The organism is Paraburkholderia sp., assembly GCF_028283785.1.
GTDB lineage: Bacteria > Pseudomonadota > Gammaproteobacteria > Burkholderiales > Burkholderiaceae > Paraburkholderia.
Genome location: NZ_JAPWKB010000005.1, coordinates 472,334 through 490,306 on the forward strand (window position 1 = coordinate 472,334; position 17,973 = coordinate 490,306).

The following is a 17,973-nucleotide window of genomic DNA, read 5'->3' on the forward strand; positions in this document are numbered from 1 at the left end:
CTATGACTGTTTCTTCACAACTACTACACGAGAAGGCCAGACCCCGTGGCGCCTATCCGCATCTCAAGCGCGCAGGCGACTTTCTGTTCGTGTCCGGCACCAGTTCCCGTCGCGCGGACAATAGTATTGCAGGCGCACAGGTGGACCTGATGGGGACGATGGACGTCGACATTCGCGAGCAGACGCGCGCGGTGCTCGACAATATTGGCGACATCCTCGCGACCGAAGGCGCGACGCTCAAGGATGTAGTCGAGATCTGCACCTACCTCGTGAACATGAACGACTTCGCTGGATACAACGCAGTGTACGGCGACTACTTCGACACCGATGGCCCCGCTCGCACCACGGTCGCCGTACACCAGTTACCCCATCCGCAACTCGCTATCGAAATCAAGGCGGTCGCCTACAAGCCGCGCTAAGCACGCGCAGCTTCATGACCTGCAACACCTCATTGCTGCCTCAGGAGATCTGGATGTCCCGCTTCATGCCCCCGCTTAACCTGTCGCGTTGGATCGAGGACCACGAACATCTGCTCAAACCACCCGTCGGTAATCAGCAGATCTGGCAGGACCATGACTTTATCGTCACCGTGGTCGGGGGGCCGAATCATCGGACCGATTATCACGACGACCCCAGCGAAGAGTTCTTCTATCAGTTGCGGGGCAACGCCTATCTGAATCTGTGGATCGACGGCAAGAAGGATCGGGTCGATCTGCGCGAGGGTGACGTGATGCTGCTGCCGCCCCACGTGCGGCACTCGCCACAACGTCCGGAGCCGAACAGCGCCTGCCTCGTGATTGAGCGGCAACGTCCCCTGGGTCAGATGGACGGCTTTGAATGGTACTGCGATAGCGACGATGGTTGCGGCCAACTGGTGTATCGCGCCGAGGTCCAACTGATCAATATCGTGACCGATCTACCGCCGCTTTTCGACGCGTTCTACCGGGACGAGCATCTTAGGACCTGTCCGCATTGCGGACGGGTGCATCGCGGCAAAGCGGCTTGAGCACGATCGGTTAGTACGCAATAAAACCTGACTGAACATGACGACATGAAGAAAATAGACATGCACTCGCACTTCTTTCCGCCCATCGGGCGGGAAGATGCAGCCCGGCTGGATGCCGCGCAAGCGCCGTGGCTCCAGATTGACTCGGGCGGCGAGACCGGCAACATCATGATGGGCGACCGCAGTTTTCGGCCGGTGCGCGAGGCGCTCTGGAATCCCGCCGCACGCCTCGAAGAACTCGATCGCGTCGGCGTCGCGGCACAGATCATCTGCGCGACGCCGATCATGTTCGGATACCGCTATGAGGCGCGTGCCGCGGCGGAATGGGCGGCACGCATGAACGACCTCGCTCTGGAGCACTGCGCGTATCGTCCTGCCCGTCTGAAGGCGCTCGCGCAGGTGCCATTGCAAGACGTCGAACTGGCGTGCATCGAAGCGAGCCGCGCCAGGAAGGCCGGCCATGTTGGCGTGCAAATCGGCAATCACCTCGGCGCCCGCGATCTCGATGACGAACACCTGGTCGAATTTCTCACCCATTGCGCTAACGAGGCGATACCCGTGCTCGTGCATCCGTGGGACATGATGACAGACGGTCGTATGAAGCAGTGGATGCTGCCGTGGCTCGTCGCGATGCCGGCGGAGACGCAACTGGGAATTCTCTCTCTGATTCTGTCCGGCGCGTTCGAGCGGATTCCGCGTTCGCTGAAGCTGGCATTCGCTCATGGCGGCGGCAGTTTCGCTTTCTTGCTGGGTCGCGTCGACAATGCCTGGCGATGCCGTGACATCGTTCGAAAGGATTGCCCACGGCCACCTTCCGAATACGTGGACCGCTTTTACGTCGACAGCGCGGTGTTCGATCAGCGCGCGTTACGCCTGCTGGTAGAAGTGATGGGTGCGGAGCGCGTGATGCTGGGTTCCGACCATCCGTTCCCGCTCGGCGAACAACAGATCGGCGCGATGCTGGCCGAAAGCGACTGGCTCGATGAGCAGCAGCGCGGCCGCATCAGTGCGGGCAATGCCGCCACTTTCTTCGATATCGACATCACGCTGTAGTGCACAGCGCGCCAACCCCTCCTGTACCACTCGCTCCATTCCAACCGCTCGCCAGGACATTGTCATGACCGTTTCGCTCATTCGCCGATCGCTGCGCTACCGCGGCTTTTCAGAAACCGCTCGTCAGACGCGTGCGGCATTCGCGGTGCTTACCACGGCGGCAGTGACCAGCGCCGCCGCGTTGCCGTCAATGCCAGTGCAGGCCGCCGATGCCGCTCCGCTGAAGATTGGCTTTATTGGCACTTTGTCGGGACCTGGCGGCGCACTCGGTCAGGATCAATACGACGCCTTCATGCTCGCTGTCGAACAGAAGGGCGGCAAGCTCGGTGGAGTACCGGTACAGGTCCTGCGCGAGGACGACCAGCTCAAACCCGATCTCGCCTTGCAGGAAGCCCAGCAATTGATAAGTCGGGACGGCGTGAAAATCATCACCGGTGTGACGTTCTCGAACGTGATGATGGCGATTCACAAGCCGGTAACGAGCGCCGGCGTCGTCCTGATCGGTTCGAATGCAGGGCCGACACAGCTGGCGGGCGCGGGCTGCTCTCCGCTCTTCTTCTCGACTTCGTGGAATAACGATGAGCTGCACGAAGCGGGCGGGCAACTGGTGACCGATCTCGGTTTCCACCGCGTCTACGTGATGGCGCCGAACTATCAGGCAGGACGCGATGCCGTGTCGGGGTTCAAGCGCGACTACCACGGTTCGATCGTCGATGAAGTCTATACGCAGGTCAATCAACTTGACTACTCCGCCGAACTCTCGCAATTGCAAGCGGCGCAACCGGAGGCGGTGTACGTGTTCTATCCGGGCGGAATGGGTGTGAACTTCGTCAAGCAGTATCGCCAGGCCGGCCTGCTTGGCAAGATTCCGCTCATCTCTGTCTCGACGATCGACGGAACCACGCTGCCCGCGCTAAAGGAACTTGCGGTGGGTGCAATCACAAGTGCACCTTATTCGCCAGACTTGCAGAATCCGCAGAACACCCAGTTCGTGGCTGCTTTCAGCAAGAAATACGGCAGGGTCGCGTCAATGTATGCCGCCCAGTCCTACGACGCCGCCAATCTGCTCGACACAGCGCTCGCATCGGTGAAAGGCAATGTCTCGGACACGCAGGCACTGCGCCGCTCGCTGGCCGGCGCGAAGTTTGAGTCGGTGCGCGGTGCATTCAGCTTCGAAGGGAATCAGTTTCCGCGCTCAGGTTTCTATCGGGTCGACGTCGTACGCACGGGCAACGGCGCACAGTTCCAGGCTAAAGGTCCGATCGTGCCGAAGTTCGACAATCCCGTTGCTCAGCAATGCAAGATGAACTGAGCGAACGCGATGATGAACCTGACGTTGCTTGTCATGCAGTGCCTGAACGGTTTGCAGCTCGGCGTATTGCTGTTTCTGATGGCAGCCGGACTGACACTCGTATTTGGCATTCTGAATTTCGTCAATCTCGCGCACGGATCGCTCTACATGACCGGCGCATTCGTCGGCGCATTGATCTATAACCTGAGCGGATCGTTCGCTCTGGCGGCGCTCGCTGTGATCGTCGCCTTGATGGCACTTGGCATGCTGCTGGAGTCACTCGTATTCCGGAGGCTTTATCAACGGCATCACCTCGATCAGGTGCTGGCCACCTTTGGGTTAATTCTCTTTTTCAACGAGCTGACCCGCACCATCTGGGGACCGTCGCCGTACTACATGGAAGTCCCCGAGGCGTTGGCGGGCGCGGTCGATCTGTTCGGCATTCACTATCCGGCTTATCGGCTGCTGATCGTCGTCGTAGGCCTTGCCGTGGCAGGTGGCTGTTACCTGGTGATTCACCGCACGCGCATCGGTATGCTGGTTCGCGCGGGCGCCACACACCGCGACATGGTGGCCGCGCTCGGCGTGAATGTAGTGCTGCTGAACGCCGTGCTCTTCGGTGTGGCGGCAGCGCTCGCGGGCATCGCGGGTCTACTCGCGGGGCCCGTTTTGTCAGTACAGCCCGGTATGGGAGAGCCGGTCCTGATTCTAACGATGGTTGTCATCGTGATCGGTGGTATTGGTTCGGTTCGTGGCGCATTCCTCGGCGCGTTGCTGGTCGGCGTGATCGACACGCTGGGGCGCACATTGCTCCCCGTCGTGCTACGCGAGGTACTGCAACGCAGCAGCGCCGATACGGCCGGTCCCGCGCTAGCGTCGATGCTCATCTACATCCTGATGGCGCTCGTACTCGCGTGGCGTCCGCAGGGACTCTTTCCCGTCAAACATTCCTGATGCCGACATGATGCCCACTCCTCTCTTCGCGAGTCGCACCGCGCGTACGCATAGCCTGACCGACCAGGGTATGCGCAGCCGCCCGAGCTACGCAGACCGGCTAAGCTGGCTGATCGCCCTGCTGCTACTGGTCGTCCCGGCTTACGCCGCGCTCGCAGGCCAACCATTTCTGGTGACGTTATTTACACGGATTGCGATACTCGCGATTGCCGCGCTTTCACTCGACCTGATGCTCGGTGTCGGCGGCCTCGTCAGCTTGGGACATGCGTTGTATTTCGGACTAGGTGCATACGCCACGGGAATACTTGCGCAGCACGGCGTGGTCGGCGCCGGACTGCATCTGGCCGCAGCCCTCGCACTATGCGCACCGGTCGCGTTCGTGACTGGCGCGATCGCGCTACGCACAAGCGGTATCGCGTTCATCATGATCACCCTCGCCTTCGCGCAGATGTTCTATTTTTTCGTTGTCAGCTTGCGCGAATACGGCGGTGACGACGGCTTTCCGCTGGCCGCCGCCAGCCGCTTCGGCCACTTCTCGCTGGCCGATCCGACGACTCTCTACTATGTCTCTGCCGCCGTGCTGATTGCAGTATTGCTATTCGGTCGGCGCTTTCTGAAAAGCGCAGCCGGCATGACGCTGGGCGGGATCCGCATCAACGAGCGCCGCATGCGCGCGCTCGGCGTGCGGGCCTCCCGCGTCAAGCTCACCGTCTATGTGGTATCGGCGATGTTGTGTAGCGTGGCAGGTGTGCTGTTCGCAAATCTTACGCAATTCGTCGCGCCGTCATACATGTCATGGACGATGTCGGGCGATCTGATCGTGATGGTCGTGATTGGCGGTGCAGGCAGCTTTGTCGGGCCGCTGCTCGGCACACTCGCGATCGTGCTGCTGGAGGAAGGGCTCAAAAGCGTCACTGAACATTGGATGCTCGTGATGGGCCCGTTGATCGTCATCGCGGTGCTGGCGAGCCGACGCGGTCTGATTGGTGTCGCGTATGCACTCGAAGCCCGCCGCCAACGCCTCCGCGCTCAAGGAGGCGTTCGATGAGCCTGCTGCAGGTTGACGGATTGGTGAAGCGCTACGGCAACTTCACCGCAACCGATCATTTCAGTGTCAGTGTGGAACCTGGCGAGATTCACGCAGTGATAGGCCCGAATGGTGCGGGCAAGAGCACACTGATCGGCCAGCTTGCCGGAGAACTGATACCCGACAACGGCAAGATCTATTTCGCCGGCGACGACATAACGCGATTGAGCGTCGAGAAACGGGCGCGCCTCGGGCTTGCGCGTTCATATCAGATCACCTCGGTGCTGCCGGAATACACCGCGCTCGAAAACGTGCTGCTCGCGGTGAATGCGCAGCGCGGGTCACGTTTCGGCTGCTGGACCCGACTCGCCGCGCGACACGACGTGCTTGACGAAGCGCTCGCGCTGCTTGAACAGACGGGCCTCGCCGGACACGCCGACGCCTGCGTCGCTGAAATGGCACATGGTGAACACCGTCAACTGGAATTGGCGATGGCTTTGGCGACCCATCCGCGACTGCTGTTGCTCGACGAGCCCATGGCCGGCATGAGCCAGACCGAAACCGTGCAGATGACGGCGCAACTGCAGGCACTCAAGGGCTCGCATGCGATGCTGCTCGTGGAGCACGACATGGACGCGGTGTTCGCACTCGCCGACCGTATAACGGTACTGGTCTATGGCAAGGCGCTTATCACTGGCAGCCCGGACGAGATCCGCGCGAATCCGGCGGTGCGTGCCGCTTATCTGGGCGATGAGCAGTCCGCGCCCAACCTGTCACGGAGTGTTGCATGAGCCACCTGCTGGAAGTCGCTTCGCTCGAAGCATTCTATGGCCGCAGCCAGGTGCTGTTCGGCGTCGAACTAACCATTGACGACGGTCAGTTCGTCACGATGTTAGGCCGCAACGGCATGGGCAAATCAACCACGGTCAAGTCGATCACCGGGCTGCTGAAGTCGCGACGCGGCGTGATCCGGATGGCGGGCCAGCCAATCGACAATGCACCGTCTTACCGAATCGCGCGCACGGGCCTCGGTCTCGTACCCGAAGGGCGTCACATCTTCCCTACGCTGACAGTTCGCGAGAATCTGGTCGCGACCGCAAATAGCATCGAGCGCCCAGGCGGCGCATGGACATTGCAGCGTGTCTATCAACTGTTTCCGCGCCTCGAGGAACGTGCGCGCAATCTCGGCTCCGCGCTCTCCGGCGGCGAGCAGCAAATGCTTGCGATTGGCCGCGCCCTGATGACGAACCCGCGCCTGCTGATTCTCGACGAAGCGACCGAAGGACTCGCTCCGTTGATCCGCGAAGAGATCTGGAAGTGCCTCGCTGAACTAAAGAGGACCGGGCTGGCTATTCTTTGTATCGACAAGAACCTGGCATCGCAACTCGCAATCGCGGACTATCACTACGTAATGTCGAAAGGCTCGGTGGTCTGGCAGGGCACGTCCGCGCAACTGAGCGCTCAAGCGGACACGCTGCATACGCATTTGAGTATTTGAACGGGCTGTGATCCGGAATAACACGTTTTCCACGAGGTGCACTGATGCCGTTTGACCTGACGTTTCCGAACCTCGACGAACGTGCGGTGCAATACAACGCCCGTGCCTCGGTGACGAATTTCGATTCCGAGATGCGCACGTATGCGGCGCTTTCGCAGGCGTCGCGTCAGCGCTGCGCGGGAATACTGGATCTCCAGTACGGCATGGGGCACGCCGAGCGTCTCGATATTTTCCCGACCGCCGCCTCGGCACAACCGACGCCTGTTTTCGTCTATCTTCACGGCGGCTACTGGCGCTCGCAACGCAAGGAGGATGCATGCTCGATGGTAGCGGCACTGACGGGTGCGGGCGTGGCCGTCGCGATGATCGAATACACGCTGTTGCCCGAGGCCACGCTGGCGGAAGTGGTACGCGAAGTACGCAGCGCGATCGCCTGGCTGTACAAGCACGGCCGTACCTATGGCATCGATCCGCAACGCATTCACGTGTGCGGAAGCTCGGCCGGCGGGCATCTTGCCGGCATGCTGTATCAAGATTACTGGCAGCCGCACTTCAATGTTCCGCACGACGTCATCAAAGGCGTGATTGGTCTTAGCGGGTTATACGACCTACGGCCTTTGTGCGATATCAATGTCAACGAATGGCTGCGTCTGTATTCCGATCAGGCGACATTGTTGAGCCCGGCGCTACGTCTTCCGGAAAGAGCACCACCGCTGCTGCTTTCGGTGGGCGGACTGGAAACGGCAGGCTTCCGGAACCAGACCTTGCAATTCCACGAGGATGTCAGCCATCGCCGTTTGCCGGTATCACTCGTGCCGAATACGCACTCGAATCACTTCAATATCGTCAACGAGCTTGCCGATCCGGCTAGCGTGCTGTCCGAAGCAACAATCGCGCTTATCGGGAACATCTGAGTGAGCCGCTCGCGTTGCGCGAGCGACAGCGATACCTTAAAACAACTGCACTCCGCTTGCGATAAGTGGCGCTAGCCGACGGCGCCGCTTATCGCGTTGTACCTGTCAGTCTGCTGCGCTCGTCACGGATTCGGGCCCAGCTGCCGCGTGTCTGACCTGTTTAAGCAGATCGAGCGCGACGTCGACAATCATGTCTTCCTGACCGCCGACCATCTTGCGCCGGCCGAGCTCCACCAGGATGTCTACCGTCTTGAGGCCATACTTGCTCGCCGCGACCTCCGCGTGGCGGAGAAAGCTCGAATACACGCCGGCATAACCGAGCGCAAGCGTCTCGCGGTCCACCCGAACCGGACGATCCTGCAATGGCCGCACGAGATCGTCGGCAGCATCCATCAGCCGGTATAGATCACAACCGTGTTGCCAGCCCTGACGTTCCGCTGCTGCGATAAACACCTCCAGGGGCGCATTGCCCGCGCCGGCCCCCATTCCCGCGAGACTCGCGTCGATGCGATCGCACCCTTCCTCGACCGCGACCAGCGAATTCGCAACGCCGAGGCTCAGGTTGTGATGCGCATGCATACCAGTCCCGGTCTCGGGCTTTAGCGTGTCCTTGAATGCGCGGAAACGATCGCGGATGTCCTTCATGCCGAGCGCGCCTCCGGAATCTACGACGTACACACAGCTCGCGCCGTAGCTCTCCATCAGCTTCGCCTGGTCGGCGAGCTTCTGCGGCGTGGTCATGTGGCTCATCATCAGAAAGCCGACCGGGTCCATACCGAGTTTGCGCGCGAACTCCAGATGCTGACGCGACACGTCGGCCTCCGTGCAATGGGTGGCGACTCTCACCACCCGCGCACCGGCGTCGTAAGCATTGCGGAGGTCGTGCATGGTGCCAATGCCGGGAATCAGTAGCGTGGCGATCTTCGCTGTCTTCACGCTTTCTGCCGCGGCCGCGATCCATTCAACGTCGCTATGCGCGCCGAAACCATAATTGAAGCTCGAGCCTTCGATGCCGTCGCCGTGCGCGACTTCGATACTGTCGACGCCTGCCAGATCTAGCGCCGAGGCAATCGCTTTCACATGCGCAATACTGTATTGATGGCGAATCGCGTGGCTACCGTCACGCAGTGTGACGTCCGAGATATACAGCTTTTTTTCGATCGATGTCATTACGCGGCCTCCTTGTGTCCACGCGCGATGCCAGCCGTCATCCGGCGGTCCGCCATCATGTCGGCACACGCGAGCGCGGCCGACGTCATGATGTCGAGGTTGCCCGCATACGCAGGCAGATAGTGAGCGGCGCCTTCCACTTCGAGGAACACGGACGTTTTCAGGCCATGCGTCGGACCGATGCCCGGCACGTTCAGCGGCTGCTCCGGCGAGATCACATCGAACTGCACCGTCTGCTTCAGGCGATAACCCGGCACGTACACCTGCACGCTCGCCACCATTCGTGCGATGCTGTCTTCAATGACCTGCCGGTCGGCAAGTTCGGACAACACGAACACGGTGTCGCGCATGATGAGCGGCGGCTCGGCCGGATTCAGCACAATGATGGCTTTTCCGCGCGTCGCGCCGCCCAAGATTTCGATTGCACTACGCGTCGTTTCAGTGAATTCGTCGATGTTCGCGCGCGTGCCCGGGCCTGCCGATTTGCTCGATATCGACGCGACGATCTCCGCATAGTGCACCTTGGCTACGCGTGAGACCGCTGCGACGATCGGAATGGTTGCCTGCCCACCACATGTCACCATGTTTATGTTGGTGGCGTCTTCCGCTTCGAGGTTAATCGCCGGAATGACGTACGGACCAATTGCCGCGGGCGTCAGGTCGATCACCTGCACGCCGTGCGCCTGCAACACGTCATTGTGGCGCTTGTGTGCACCCGCGGACGTGGCATCGAACACGATATCGATGTCCTTGAAAAGGTCGAGCTTTAGCAGGCCATCCAGGCCTTCCGCGGTTGTCGCCACGCCCATCCTTTGCGCGCGCGCGAGGCCCTCCGATTTAGGATCGACGCCAACCATTGCGCTCATCTCGAGGCGTTTGCTGTTGCGCATCACCTTGATCATCAGGTCCGTGCCGATATTGCCGGATCCGATGATCGCCACTTTTACCTTACCAGTCATATTCGCTCCGGAATCATGTTTCCTGCTTAACGATGCATCGTTCGTTGACTCAGGGCGCAGTCCACCACGGCCCCAGACACCGGGACCTTTTGTGTCGATCACGATGGCTGCACCGTCCTGTTGCCATGCCTTAATCCGTGATGTGAAAACCAACCCGGCCGAGCCGCTCCATGTCGACAGATATGTGCTGTCCAGGCTTGATCCATTCGGCCGGCGTTGCACCGCCCGCCATCACGATCCAGCCTGCTTGCAACGGCTCGCCGGCCTGCGCCGACAGCCGTGCGGCAGCGACCAATGAACGCAGCGGATGACCGAGCAGCGCAGCGGTCGAGCCAACTTGCGAAACGCGGCCATCGATATTGAGCGTGAGACCGAGGTTGCTGAAGTCGGTCCGGGGATCGCACCATGCGCCGATCACAAAGCCGCTCGATGACGCGTTATCCGCGATTACTTCGGGCAGGGTGAACTTGAAGTCTTTGTAGCGCGAATCGATGATCTCGAGCGCGGGGGCGATAGCGTCGACAGCGGCAAGCGCTTGCGGTCCGGTGACATCACCTTCGAGCGAACGCTTCAGAATGAATGCAATTTCAGGCTCCACTCGCGGATGCACGAATCTCGAGAAGTCGATCGACGTTCCTTCCTCGATCTGCATTCCCGAAGTGAGGCGCCCCCAGATGACGTCGGAAAGCCCCATCTGGACCATCTTCGCGCGGCTCGTGAAACCCATCTTCACACCGACACGCCGCTCCCCGCGTTCGACGCGGCGCTTGATCGACGCCGATTGGATCTCGTATGCCAGATCGAGCGAAAGCCGCCCTTCGGGATCGAATTGGGAAACTTCGCTGGCGGTACGCGCAGCGTCGTCGAGCAGTGTTGCGTATTCGGAAATCGGGCTCATTGACGTGCCTCGCGCGGTTCTTGTGGGAAATCGGCTTCGAACACGGCTCGCACCGAGCCCAGCCCGTTGATACGCGCGTCGACGATATCGCCGGGAGCCACCGAAACCATCGGGCCGAGTGCGCCCGACAACACGAGGTCTCCCGCACGCAGCGGGGTGCCAAGCGTGGCCATCGTGCGCGCGAGCCACACGACGGCATTGATCGGATTGCCGAGGCAGGCAGCGCCAGCGCCGACCGACACCGGCTCGCCGCGCCGCTCCATGACCATCCCGCACAGATGCACGTCGAATTCGGACAGCTTGCGCGGACTGGCACCAAGCACGTACGCCGAGGCAGACGCGTTGTCCGCGATCGTGTCGGTTATCCGGATGTTCCAGTTCGCGATGCGGCTTCCGACGATTTCCAGCGCGGGCAGCGCGTAGTCGATTGCGTTCAGCACGTCGACCTGACCCGGGTTCGGCATGCGCAGGTCGCGCCCCATCACGAAGGCCACCTCGGCCTCGATCTTCGGTTGCGTGAGAAGAGACGAGGGAATCGGTTCGCCATCGCCGTAGCCCATATCGTCGAACAACATACCGAAATCGGGGCTGTCGACGCCCAGCTGCTTCTGCACGGCGACCGAGGTGCAGCCGATCTTGCAGCCGACGATGCGCCGGCCTTCCGCGACGCGCCGGTCGACGTTGATACGCTGAATCGCGTAAGCGTCATCAACGGTCAACTGCTCATATGTGTCACGCAGCGGAGCAATGTAGGTGCGGTTGTGCGCTGCCGTAATAAGCGCTCGGGCCGCTTCTTCGATCAGTTGCGGCGTCACCGGGCATCCTCCCGCGCGGCGATCTCGTCTTTTGTCTGATCGCCGACGGCCCAATGCGTAGCTGGCGTAACCGTCGCATAGACGCGAATCGAGTTGAGCGGCGCGCCGAGCGATTGGTGCACGGTGTGCGCGACGGCTTTGACACATGCCTTGATGGCGTCGTCGTCGCGTCCCTCTACAAGCGAGATGTGGATGATTGGCATGACTTTCCTGTTTGCATGAGCAGGTCGAGGGTTGATCCGGAACGAACGGCCCGGTCAAGCATCGGCCGCCCTATCGATCGCCGCCATCATCTACGTTCGCTTTACATACTGTCCAATACCCTCTTTTTAGAATCTGATACCGTTTCGGTATTGCTGAAACAGGAAAAGACAGATGGAACTGAAGCAGATGCGCTACTTCCTCGCATTGGCAGAGGAGTTGAATTTCGGGCGGGCCGCCGAGCGCCTGCATATGGCGCAACCACCACTCACGCGCAACATCCGTGCGCTCGAGGCGGAACTCGACACGCAGTTGTTTATCCGCACGAGCAAAGGGGCCGAACTGACCGAAGCCGGGCGCGCGCTGCTCGAAGAAGTACCGAACATTCTTGCGCTGTCGCGACGTGCCGAAGAACAGACCCAGCTAGCCGGCAAGGGTTATACGGGTCGGCTCGACGTCGGCATTTTCAGCTCGGGGATACTGAACGTAATTCCACGTCTGATGGCAGATTTTCATACCCAACGGCCTGCGGTAAAAATCGGGCTGCATAACATGTCAAAGGCTGAACAGATCGCCGCGCTTCGGGAGCGACGCATCACCATCGGCTTCAATCGGCTGGTTCCGAACGAAGCGGATATCGCGGTGGACTGGGTCCAGCGAGAGTCGTTCCTGGTTGCGCTCTATGAAGGGCATCCGTTGTGCAGGAAGAAATCTGTGACACTACGTGACCTGGATAATGAACGCATGATCCTGTACCCGAATGCGCCCGTCCACGGACTGGCGCAAGAGGTTGCGGCAGCGTTTCGAGCCGAAGGCGTCCGCTTGCGGGTCGAACAAGAAGTCGAAGACGTGGTGACATGCATCGCGCTCGTGGCGAGCCGCTTTGGCATTTGCGTGACGACTGAATCGGCGGTCAACCTGCGTTTACCCGGCGTGATGTACCGCCCGCTTAAGTCAACTCAACTGCGCCAGATTGAACTGAGTTGCCTGTATCGGCGCAGCGATAGCTCACCGATCTTGCAAGCGTTTCTCAAGTTGATACGGACATCGCGGCGATCGAAACCAGGACAGGAGAACCATCCAGGTTACTGAAGTCCCGGTTGAAACCGGTGATATTAGTTGGATGCGATTGCTTGCAGTACGTCCGGCGGAAGAAAATCTGCTGTTCAACTACCGCATCCAGTGGCACTCGGACGACTTGCCGCTGGGACGTTTTGCGACCTTCACGCTGACCGTGTAGTCAGAATGCGGAGCCAGCGAAGCACGTATATTTTTTAGCGCATTCGTTTCGTCGCCTTGGGCTATGAACGGCAAAGAACGCTATCCGATACGAAAAGTAGTCAGGCGAGCTCCCCATCATTCGGACTTAGATTCTTGCGGACGGAACGCCAACGAATATCCGGTCAAGTTTTGACTAGCATTAGGCTGCCGGTACTTCTTGGTCAAGCGCGATCAGTGTTCCGCCTGCGGCAACTACTTCATGATTGAGCGAGGTTGCGGTCGTCGTGTCGGTCAGCCCGGCGTTGAGCTTGTCGATTCGCCGGGCGGTCCTAATCATAGCTTTGACTTTCCCGATCCGGGCCAGCGTGGAAGGCATCAGCTCTTCGGCATCCGGCGAGCCGACAGGACCGCTGAGTTGGACTAGCCGTCGTCGGCCGTCCGCGTCAAGGTACTGGCGCTCGCAATACTCCGCCCCGTCCTTGCGGCGCTGGACAATGGTGCCATTTGCCGATGAATACTTCTCTCCGTAACTGCGCGGCCCACTCAAGGCCCGAGCACATCGCATGAAGTGCGGTTTCGGGGAGAGTGAAACGCGAAACCGACGGGTGAACTGATTTCGGGTTCTCGGCGGTTTTTCAGTTGGTACTGGGAATATGCACGCGCCTTGAGACCGACTGCTTGACCCGTGGGAAGATGACCGTATCGAGGACCGCGTGCATCCGAGTGCCTGGAGTGTCATGCTGCCAAGTAAGGTGCCCGGGGTGGTACGGTCGCGATTCTCCGGACTGTGAAGCTACTACTTGACGGGCGCCTGCTCCGGCCATACTGCATGCCCGAGTGTCGGATCCATCGCTGCCAGAAGGCTCGATTGACTTCGCTTTGTATGCAGGGAATCGCCATCTTCCCCGCCACCACTTCGGCTGCAATATGACGCGGGTATTCAAATTGGCAACCGCACCTTTCTGAAAGTCAAAATGCCACTGCTACCGATTACGTCAAATTTAAGAAATCATTGGGCAGAATATGAATCAACGACGTCTTCCGACCGAGCTCGCTCTTCATCTGCTAGACATACTCGGACTGCCCCGAGAAGCGCATGATCATCATGTGGGTTTCGTACATGAACGGATTAAAGACAACGCTTCGAGTCCACGATAGAGCATTGATCGGTCCAGCGCGCAGACTCACCGAGCGCTAAGATCGACCAATGTTGCAAGATGGATTGCAGTGCCGTAGAACGCATTAAAGTCGTCAATTTTGCGACTATAAAATTGTCACCGTTGCGACTATAACCTCGTCAATTCGCGTAATCGTGAGACGTCGCAGGTTTCGAAGGCATGTTGGGGGGGGGCCCGGATGCGAATTTAAGTTGTCAACGGACCGGACTCGATTGGCAGCGAAAGAGTACGCAGACGGCGTCTGTCGAGCATCGCCTGAGGCCCGCCGGCGTCGGCACCCAACGGGCACGAACCGGCCAAGATGAGACGGTCGACGACTTGGCCCGAATCGACGACAATCGAGGTAAGCACACAAGAAAACCTCCAACGCGAATGATCATAAATGCCCGCGATAGCGTCGCTGAACCTGCCTGGATGCCTGTGGCGATTGCCGAAACGTGGCATCAGACGTTTTGCGGTTGGCGAGACGAACCCGCGGATAGTCGAGTACAACGACCAAACCAATCTCGTTGGCTACGACGACAAGGTTTCGTGGTGTTCCTCATTCATTAACTGGTGCTTGGCATGCGTCGGGGTTCGAGGTACCAGATCCGCGTTGGCACGATCCTGGCTCGATTGGGGTATCGCCCTTGAAAAGCCCAACCTACGGTTGTATTACTGTCTTGACTCGCGACGATCCCACAAGCTGGCCTGATGTATCGCTCAGCGGGAACCTGTATGTCCGGTTTCGTCGTGCTGGGCGCGATTGGGATACCCGGTGGCGTGGCGCTGCTCGTTTATGGACGGATTATGCGTGGCGCTCTGGTTGGGGTTATGGGCCGCGCTACGTATGAGCTAAATCAGTTTGGGACAAATCGGTAGCGAGTGCCAGTGACCGCCATCCGCGTGTTGTTGATTCGAGTCGCGGCGGCAGCGGAGCATCAGGCAAGTGTGTGCGATGCGGGAGCGTTGGAAAAAGAATTGTCGGAAGTGTTTAACTTTTTTGCCAGTTTCGCGCCACGTTTCTGCCCGGATCCGAATGGTATCCTCGGCCCCCGCTTCGATGCCTGATAGTTTGAGATGTCGCCGCAATCGACCTCGCACACCGGACCGATACCTGAAAAATGCCGCAAGACTCCCTCGACAGGTCTTCTCAAGACCTCCGACGAATCTGTCTCGCCTGCGTACTTCCGTACGCAGGCGATCCGACTGAGCCAGACCTGAAGACAATCGCTCGCACGACGCTTTGCTCCCGCGTTGCCGGACTACAGTTCCGTGCGTAAGTATCTCTACTGGACACACCTCTGGATTGGCCTCGTTCTGGGCATCTACTTTGCATTCATGGGGCTCACCGGAAGCGCACTCGTATTCAAGACCGAAATACATGAGGTACTTACGCCGTCTCTCTATCGAGTCGATGTACCCAGAATTCCGGCCTATGTCCCGCTCGATACGTTGATTGGTGTATTCAGGAGCACTCACCCGGGGGTAAGCACTTTCTCGATCAGGCTGCCACTCAAGCCAGATGCATCGACGGTCTTTAGCTACGTTCCGGTGAATCCGCCCGGATGGCGCGGTCCGGTTATCAATCCCTATTCACCCGTTTCGCCGCCGGTAGTACAGGGGCGACACGACCGGCACGAGTGGTTTATCGATCCCTACTCGGCCAGAGTATTGGGGGAGCAGTTGGTTGGCGGCACATTTTTCTACGTCTTGCACAATCTTCACGCGCACCTCCTGCTAGAGGGAATCGGCTACACATTCCACACATACGGCGTGCTGTTTCTGCTAACGCTGGTTATATCAGGCCTATGGCTGTGGTGGCCTTCTCTGAAGAACTTCGGGAAGCAATTCAAGGCGAGAACCCGAATCAAATTCGGTGCCAGTATCAAGCGGATAATGGTGGATCTTCACAACGTGGCCGGGTTTTACGCTCTCGTGGTGCTTCTCGCTATCGTGACAACGGCATCTCTTCATTTCTGGCCGACGCAGGCAGCCGCCATTATTTCTCAGGCAGTCAAGCTGCTTTCTGAATCGAACGCCAACGCCAACGTAGATGCGAGTGATGTATTTCCCAACAATGCCTGCGCCTCGCAAATTCCCGCCCTACGCCTCGCAACTTATCAGGAGATTGCCAGAAATGCGGCGAATGCCGAGTCATCTCTCTCGATACTGGAGTTAGATATTAGCCAGGCGAACCCGGTAGTCCTAATGGGAAGTCGCAACCCACATATGGTTGCGCCGCTTCTTACGAGCGTCACCGTTAATGGCTGTAGCGGTCGCGTCGAAAAGGTGCTGACTCCCCAAGAGAGTCCAGTGGATATCCGGGCCACCAACTGGATAATGTTTGTCCACTTCGGCCAATGGGGGCCTGGATTTGCGTACTATCTCGTCAGGGCGATCTGGTTCCTCACCGGAATATGTCCGACCATTCTGTTTCTTTCCGGGGTGCTGATGTATCTGGCCAAGCGTAAGGCAAAGCAGGAAGGTCAAAGACGGCGGGCGTTCGGCTTGGCGCGTTGAGAGTTCTCAGCGCGTTACAGTGGCCATTTGCGGATGCCCGACGTGCTTCTAATATTTTTATCGCCTTTGTGGGCACTGTTGTAGTGGTAAGTCGCAACGACAGACAGACCGGATATCTGCCCTTCAGCCAGGCCGGCGGGGCGTTGCTATTCCACCTGCTGAGTCGCCTGTACGAGCACACAAGCGTTGCGGTGACAACGAATCTGGACTTCGCCGAATGGTCCAGCGTGTTCGGCGACGCGAAGATGACCACTGCGTTGCTGGATCGGCTGACGCACAGGTTCGGTCAGTTAACATGGCTTCCAGAGCGTCCGCTTCGGAGCAATGTGAGTGGCAGAAGTGGGTCGAACTGAGCCAAAACGCATCGGGCCGTACGCGGCCATGAACTGCCGTTTTACACGACCTTGAACAGCCGCGCGCACATAAAGTCGACGAACACCCTGAGTCTGGGCGATAGCTGCCGACTCGACGGCCATAGGATCGAGAATTGTCCAGGGGGCTTCCGGTGATCGTCGAGCACCGTCGCGAGCGCGTCGCGTACCAGAAAATCGGGCATGTACCCGATACCAAAGCCCGCGATGACCGCCTCGCGCAAGGCTTCCATGTTGTTGCAGGTCATCGCTGTGCGCAGGTTTGGAGGCTCGCTGTCGTCCGCCGACAGCGCCCACGGTTGGAGCTTGCCCGTCGTCAGAAAGCGGTAGCGCACGCATGCGTGCGCTTCTAGCTCGCGCAGCGTGCGGGGTACGCCAGCTTGCACCAGATAGCTAGGCGCCGCGCACAACATAAAGCTGAACGGACCGAGACCGCGCGACATCAGACTCGAATCCGTCAGCACGCCGCTGCGGATCACTACGTCGAATCCGCCTTCGACGACGTCGGCGAGCCGGTCGTTGAAATCCAGATCGAGTTCAACATCGGGATAGAGCCGTGCGAATTCCGGCAGCACGGGCATCAGGAATCGATAACCGATTACCGGTAAGCTGACGCGCAACCTGCCGCGTGGCATTTGTGCCGCCTCCGACAGGACGGCCTGGGCGTCATGTAGATCGTCCAGAATCCGATGGCAGCTCTCGAAAAAGTGACGTCCTTCGTCGGTGAGCGTGACCTTGCGAGTTGTGCGGTGAAAAAGGCGCACGCCGAGCGATTGCTCCAGTTTCGCAATGGTCTTGCCGACCGCCGACGCCGAAATGCCGAGTTTTCGGCCGGCGGCGACGAAACTGAGCGCCTCCGCCGTGCGCACAAATGCAACGATTCCGTTGAGGTTATCCATCTCGCTCCGATGCCGC

Annotated in this window: 19 protein-coding genes and 2 pseudogenes; 14 read left to right on the forward strand and 7 right to left on the reverse strand. The window is 59.4% G+C overall.

Features of this window, described 5'->3' with window-relative positions; genetic code table 11:
• Positions 1-2: 2 nt before the first annotated feature.
• The 9 genes from PW947_RS06150 to PW947_RS06190 all read left to right on the forward strand — a co-directional run bounded on the left by PW947_RS06150 (position 3) and on the right by PW947_RS06190 (position 7,743).
• Entirely contained in the window at positions 3-419 is a 417-nt protein-coding gene (locus PW947_RS06150) for a RidA family protein (protein WP_299630180.1), read from the forward strand.
• A gap of 53 nt (positions 420-472) precedes the next feature.
• Complete coding sequence (locus PW947_RS06155; protein WP_299630181.1) at positions 473-1,006, forward strand: 3-hydroxyanthranilate 3,4-dioxygenase; 534 nt, start codon at positions 473-475, stop codon at positions 1,004-1,006.
• Positions 1,007-1,051: 45 nt separating this feature from the next.
• On the forward strand, positions 1,052-2,059 hold the full coding sequence (locus PW947_RS06160; RefSeq protein ID WP_299630182.1) for an amidohydrolase family protein: 1,008 nt from the start codon (positions 1,052-1,054) through the stop codon (positions 2,057-2,059).
• Positions 2,060-2,249: 190 nt separating this feature from the next.
• On the forward strand, positions 2,250-3,371 hold the full coding sequence (locus PW947_RS06165; RefSeq protein ID WP_299630602.1) for an ABC transporter substrate-binding protein: 1,122 nt from the start codon (positions 2,250-2,252) through the stop codon (positions 3,369-3,371).
• A gap of 12 nt (positions 3,372-3,383) precedes the next feature.
• Entirely contained in the window at positions 3,384-4,304 is a 921-nt protein-coding gene (locus PW947_RS06170) for a branched-chain amino acid ABC transporter permease (RefSeq protein ID WP_299630603.1), read from the forward strand.
• Positions 4,305-4,311: 7 nt separating this feature from the next.
• Positions 4,312-5,352, forward strand: a complete 1,041-nt coding sequence (locus tag PW947_RS06175) for a branched-chain amino acid ABC transporter permease (RefSeq protein ID WP_299630183.1) — start codon at positions 4,312-4,314, stop codon at positions 5,350-5,352.
• The gene (locus tag PW947_RS06180; protein ID WP_299630184.1) at positions 5,349-6,122 is read left to right on the forward strand and encodes an ABC transporter ATP-binding protein; all 774 of its coding nucleotides are present in this window, start codon (positions 5,349-5,351) and stop codon (positions 6,120-6,122) included. Before PW947_RS06175 ends, PW947_RS06180 begins: the two co-directional genes overlap by 4 nt.
• Entirely contained in the window at positions 6,119-6,829 is a 711-nt protein-coding gene (locus PW947_RS06185) for an ABC transporter ATP-binding protein (protein ID WP_299630185.1), read from the forward strand. Before PW947_RS06180 ends, PW947_RS06185 begins: the two co-directional genes overlap by 4 nt.
• Before the next feature lie 44 nt (positions 6,830-6,873).
• Positions 6,874-7,743, forward strand: a complete 870-nt coding sequence (locus PW947_RS06190) for an alpha/beta hydrolase (RefSeq protein ID WP_299630186.1) — start codon at positions 6,874-6,876, stop codon at positions 7,741-7,743.
• Positions 7,744-7,848: 105 nt separating this feature from the next.
• On the opposite strand, the gene dmpG is transcribed toward PW947_RS06190, so the two are convergent.
• The 5 genes from dmpG to PW947_RS06215 all read right to left on the reverse strand — a co-directional run bounded on the left by dmpG (position 7,849) and on the right by PW947_RS06215 (position 11,788).
• On the reverse strand, positions 7,849-8,913 hold the full coding sequence (dmpG, locus tag PW947_RS06195) for a 4-hydroxy-2-oxovalerate aldolase (RefSeq protein ID WP_299630187.1): 1,065 nt from the start codon (positions 8,911-8,913) through the stop codon (positions 7,849-7,851).
• Positions 8,913-9,872 carry an acetaldehyde dehydrogenase (acetylating) gene (locus tag PW947_RS06200; protein ID WP_299630605.1) on the reverse strand — a complete coding sequence of 320 codons (960 nt, stop codon included), beginning with the start codon at positions 9,870-9,872 and terminating at the stop codon, positions 8,913-8,915. Before PW947_RS06200 ends, dmpG begins: the two co-directional genes overlap by 1 nt.
• 130 nt (positions 9,873-10,002) lie before the next feature.
• Positions 10,003-10,770 carry a fumarylacetoacetate hydrolase family protein gene (locus tag PW947_RS06205; RefSeq protein ID WP_299630188.1) on the reverse strand — a complete coding sequence of 256 codons (768 nt, stop codon included), beginning with the start codon at positions 10,768-10,770 and terminating at the stop codon, positions 10,003-10,005.
• Positions 10,767-11,585, reverse strand: coding sequence for a fumarylacetoacetate hydrolase family protein (locus PW947_RS06210; RefSeq protein ID WP_299630189.1), 819 nt, complete (start codon positions 11,583-11,585; stop codon positions 10,767-10,769). The genes PW947_RS06205 and PW947_RS06210 overlap by 4 nt, the downstream gene beginning before the upstream one ends.
• Positions 11,582-11,788, reverse strand: coding sequence for a tautomerase family protein (locus tag PW947_RS06215; RefSeq protein WP_299630190.1), 207 nt, complete (start codon positions 11,786-11,788; stop codon positions 11,582-11,584). Before PW947_RS06215 ends, PW947_RS06210 begins: the two co-directional genes overlap by 4 nt.
• 172 nt (positions 11,789-11,960) lie before the next feature.
• On the opposite strand from PW947_RS06215, the gene PW947_RS06220 reads away from it, so the two are divergent.
• Complete coding sequence (locus PW947_RS06220) at positions 11,961-12,878, forward strand: LysR substrate-binding domain-containing protein (RefSeq protein WP_299630191.1); 918 nt, start codon at positions 11,961-11,963, stop codon at positions 12,876-12,878.
• Between the two features lie 328 nt (positions 12,879-13,206).
• Here PW947_RS06220 and PW947_RS06225 read toward each other — a convergent pair whose 3' ends face one another.
• Positions 13,207-13,383, reverse strand: coding sequence for a hypothetical protein (locus PW947_RS06225; RefSeq protein WP_299630192.1), 177 nt, complete (start codon positions 13,381-13,383; stop codon positions 13,207-13,209).
• A 1,174-nt stretch (positions 13,384-14,557) separates the two neighbouring features.
• Here PW947_RS06225 and PW947_RS06230 point away from each other — a divergent pair.
• From PW947_RS06230 to PW947_RS06245, 4 genes and pseudogenes are all read left to right on the forward strand, one after another.
• Positions 14,558-14,874: pseudogene (locus PW947_RS06230) on the forward strand (TIGR02594 family protein); the annotation flags it as partial.
• A gap of 181 nt (positions 14,875-15,055) precedes the next feature.
• Entirely contained in the window at positions 15,056-15,235 is a 180-nt protein-coding gene (locus PW947_RS06235) for a hypothetical protein (RefSeq protein ID WP_299630193.1), read from the forward strand.
• A gap of 204 nt (positions 15,236-15,439) precedes the next feature.
• Positions 15,440-16,687 (forward strand): PepSY-associated TM helix domain-containing protein, encoded by a 1,248-nt coding sequence (locus PW947_RS06240; protein ID WP_299630194.1) that lies wholly within the window; start codon positions 15,440-15,442, stop codon positions 16,685-16,687.
• 110 nt (positions 16,688-16,797) lie between these two features.
• A pseudogene (locus tag PW947_RS06245) lies at positions 16,798-16,965 on the forward strand (ATP-binding protein); the annotation flags it as partial.
• A gap of 116 nt (positions 16,966-17,081) precedes the next feature.
• Here PW947_RS06245 and PW947_RS06250 read toward each other — a convergent pair.
• On the reverse strand, positions 17,082-17,957 hold the full coding sequence (locus PW947_RS06250; protein ID WP_299630195.1) for a LysR substrate-binding domain-containing protein: 876 nt from the start codon (positions 17,955-17,957) through the stop codon (positions 17,082-17,084).
• Between the last annotated feature and the right edge of the window lie 16 nt (positions 17,958-17,973).

Bases quoted from the DNA above. Each gene is read 5' to 3' on its own strand.
- PW947_RS06170 (WP_299630603.1), top strand. From the start codon at position 3,384: ATGAACCTGACGTTGCTTGTCATGCAGTGCCTGAACGGTTTGCAGCTC.
- PW947_RS06160 (WP_299630182.1), top strand. From the start codon at position 1,052: ATGAAGAAAATAGACATGCACTCGCACTTCTTTCCGCCCATCGGGCGG.
- PW947_RS06155 (WP_299630181.1), top strand. From the start codon at position 473: ATGTCCCGCTTCATGCCCCCGCTTAACCTGTCGCGTTGGATCGAGGAC.
- PW947_RS06215 (WP_299630190.1), bottom strand. From the start codon at position 11,788: ATGCCAATCATCCACATCTCGCTTGTAGAGGGACGCGACGACGACGCC.
- dmpG (WP_299630187.1), bottom strand. From the start codon at position 8,913: ATGACATCGATCGAAAAAAAGCTGTATATCTCGGACGTCACACTGCGT.
- PW947_RS06190 (WP_299630186.1), top strand. From the start codon at position 6,874: ATGCCGTTTGACCTGACGTTTCCGAACCTCGACGAACGTGCGGTGCAA.
- PW947_RS06175 (WP_299630183.1), top strand. From the start codon at position 4,312: ATGATGCCCACTCCTCTCTTCGCGAGTCGCACCGCGCGTACGCATAGC.
- PW947_RS06150 (WP_299630180.1), top strand. From the start codon at position 3: ATGACTGTTTCTTCACAACTACTACACGAGAAGGCCAGACCCCGTGGC.
- PW947_RS06165 (WP_299630602.1), top strand. From the start codon at position 2,250: ATGCCAGTGCAGGCCGCCGATGCCGCTCCGCTGAAGATTGGCTTTATT.
- PW947_RS06185 (WP_299630185.1), top strand. From the start codon at position 6,119: ATGAGCCACCTGCTGGAAGTCGCTTCGCTCGAAGCATTCTATGGCCGC.
- PW947_RS06200 (WP_299630605.1), bottom strand. From the start codon at position 9,872: ATGACTGGTAAGGTAAAAGTGGCGATCATCGGATCCGGCAATATCGGC.
- PW947_RS06220 (WP_299630191.1), top strand. From the start codon at position 11,961: ATGGAACTGAAGCAGATGCGCTACTTCCTCGCATTGGCAGAGGAGTTG.
- PW947_RS06250 (WP_299630195.1), bottom strand. From the start codon at position 17,957: ATGGATAACCTCAACGGAATCGTTGCATTTGTGCGCACGGCGGAGGCG.
- PW947_RS06205 (WP_299630188.1), bottom strand. From the start codon at position 10,770: ATGAGCCCGATTTCCGAATACGCAACACTGCTCGACGACGCTGCGCGT.
- PW947_RS06225 (WP_299630192.1), bottom strand. From the start codon at position 13,383: ATGCCTTCCACGCTGGCCCGGATCGGGAAAGTCAAAGCTATGATTAGG.
- PW947_RS06180 (WP_299630184.1), top strand. From the start codon at position 5,349: ATGAGCCTGCTGCAGGTTGACGGATTGGTGAAGCGCTACGGCAACTTC.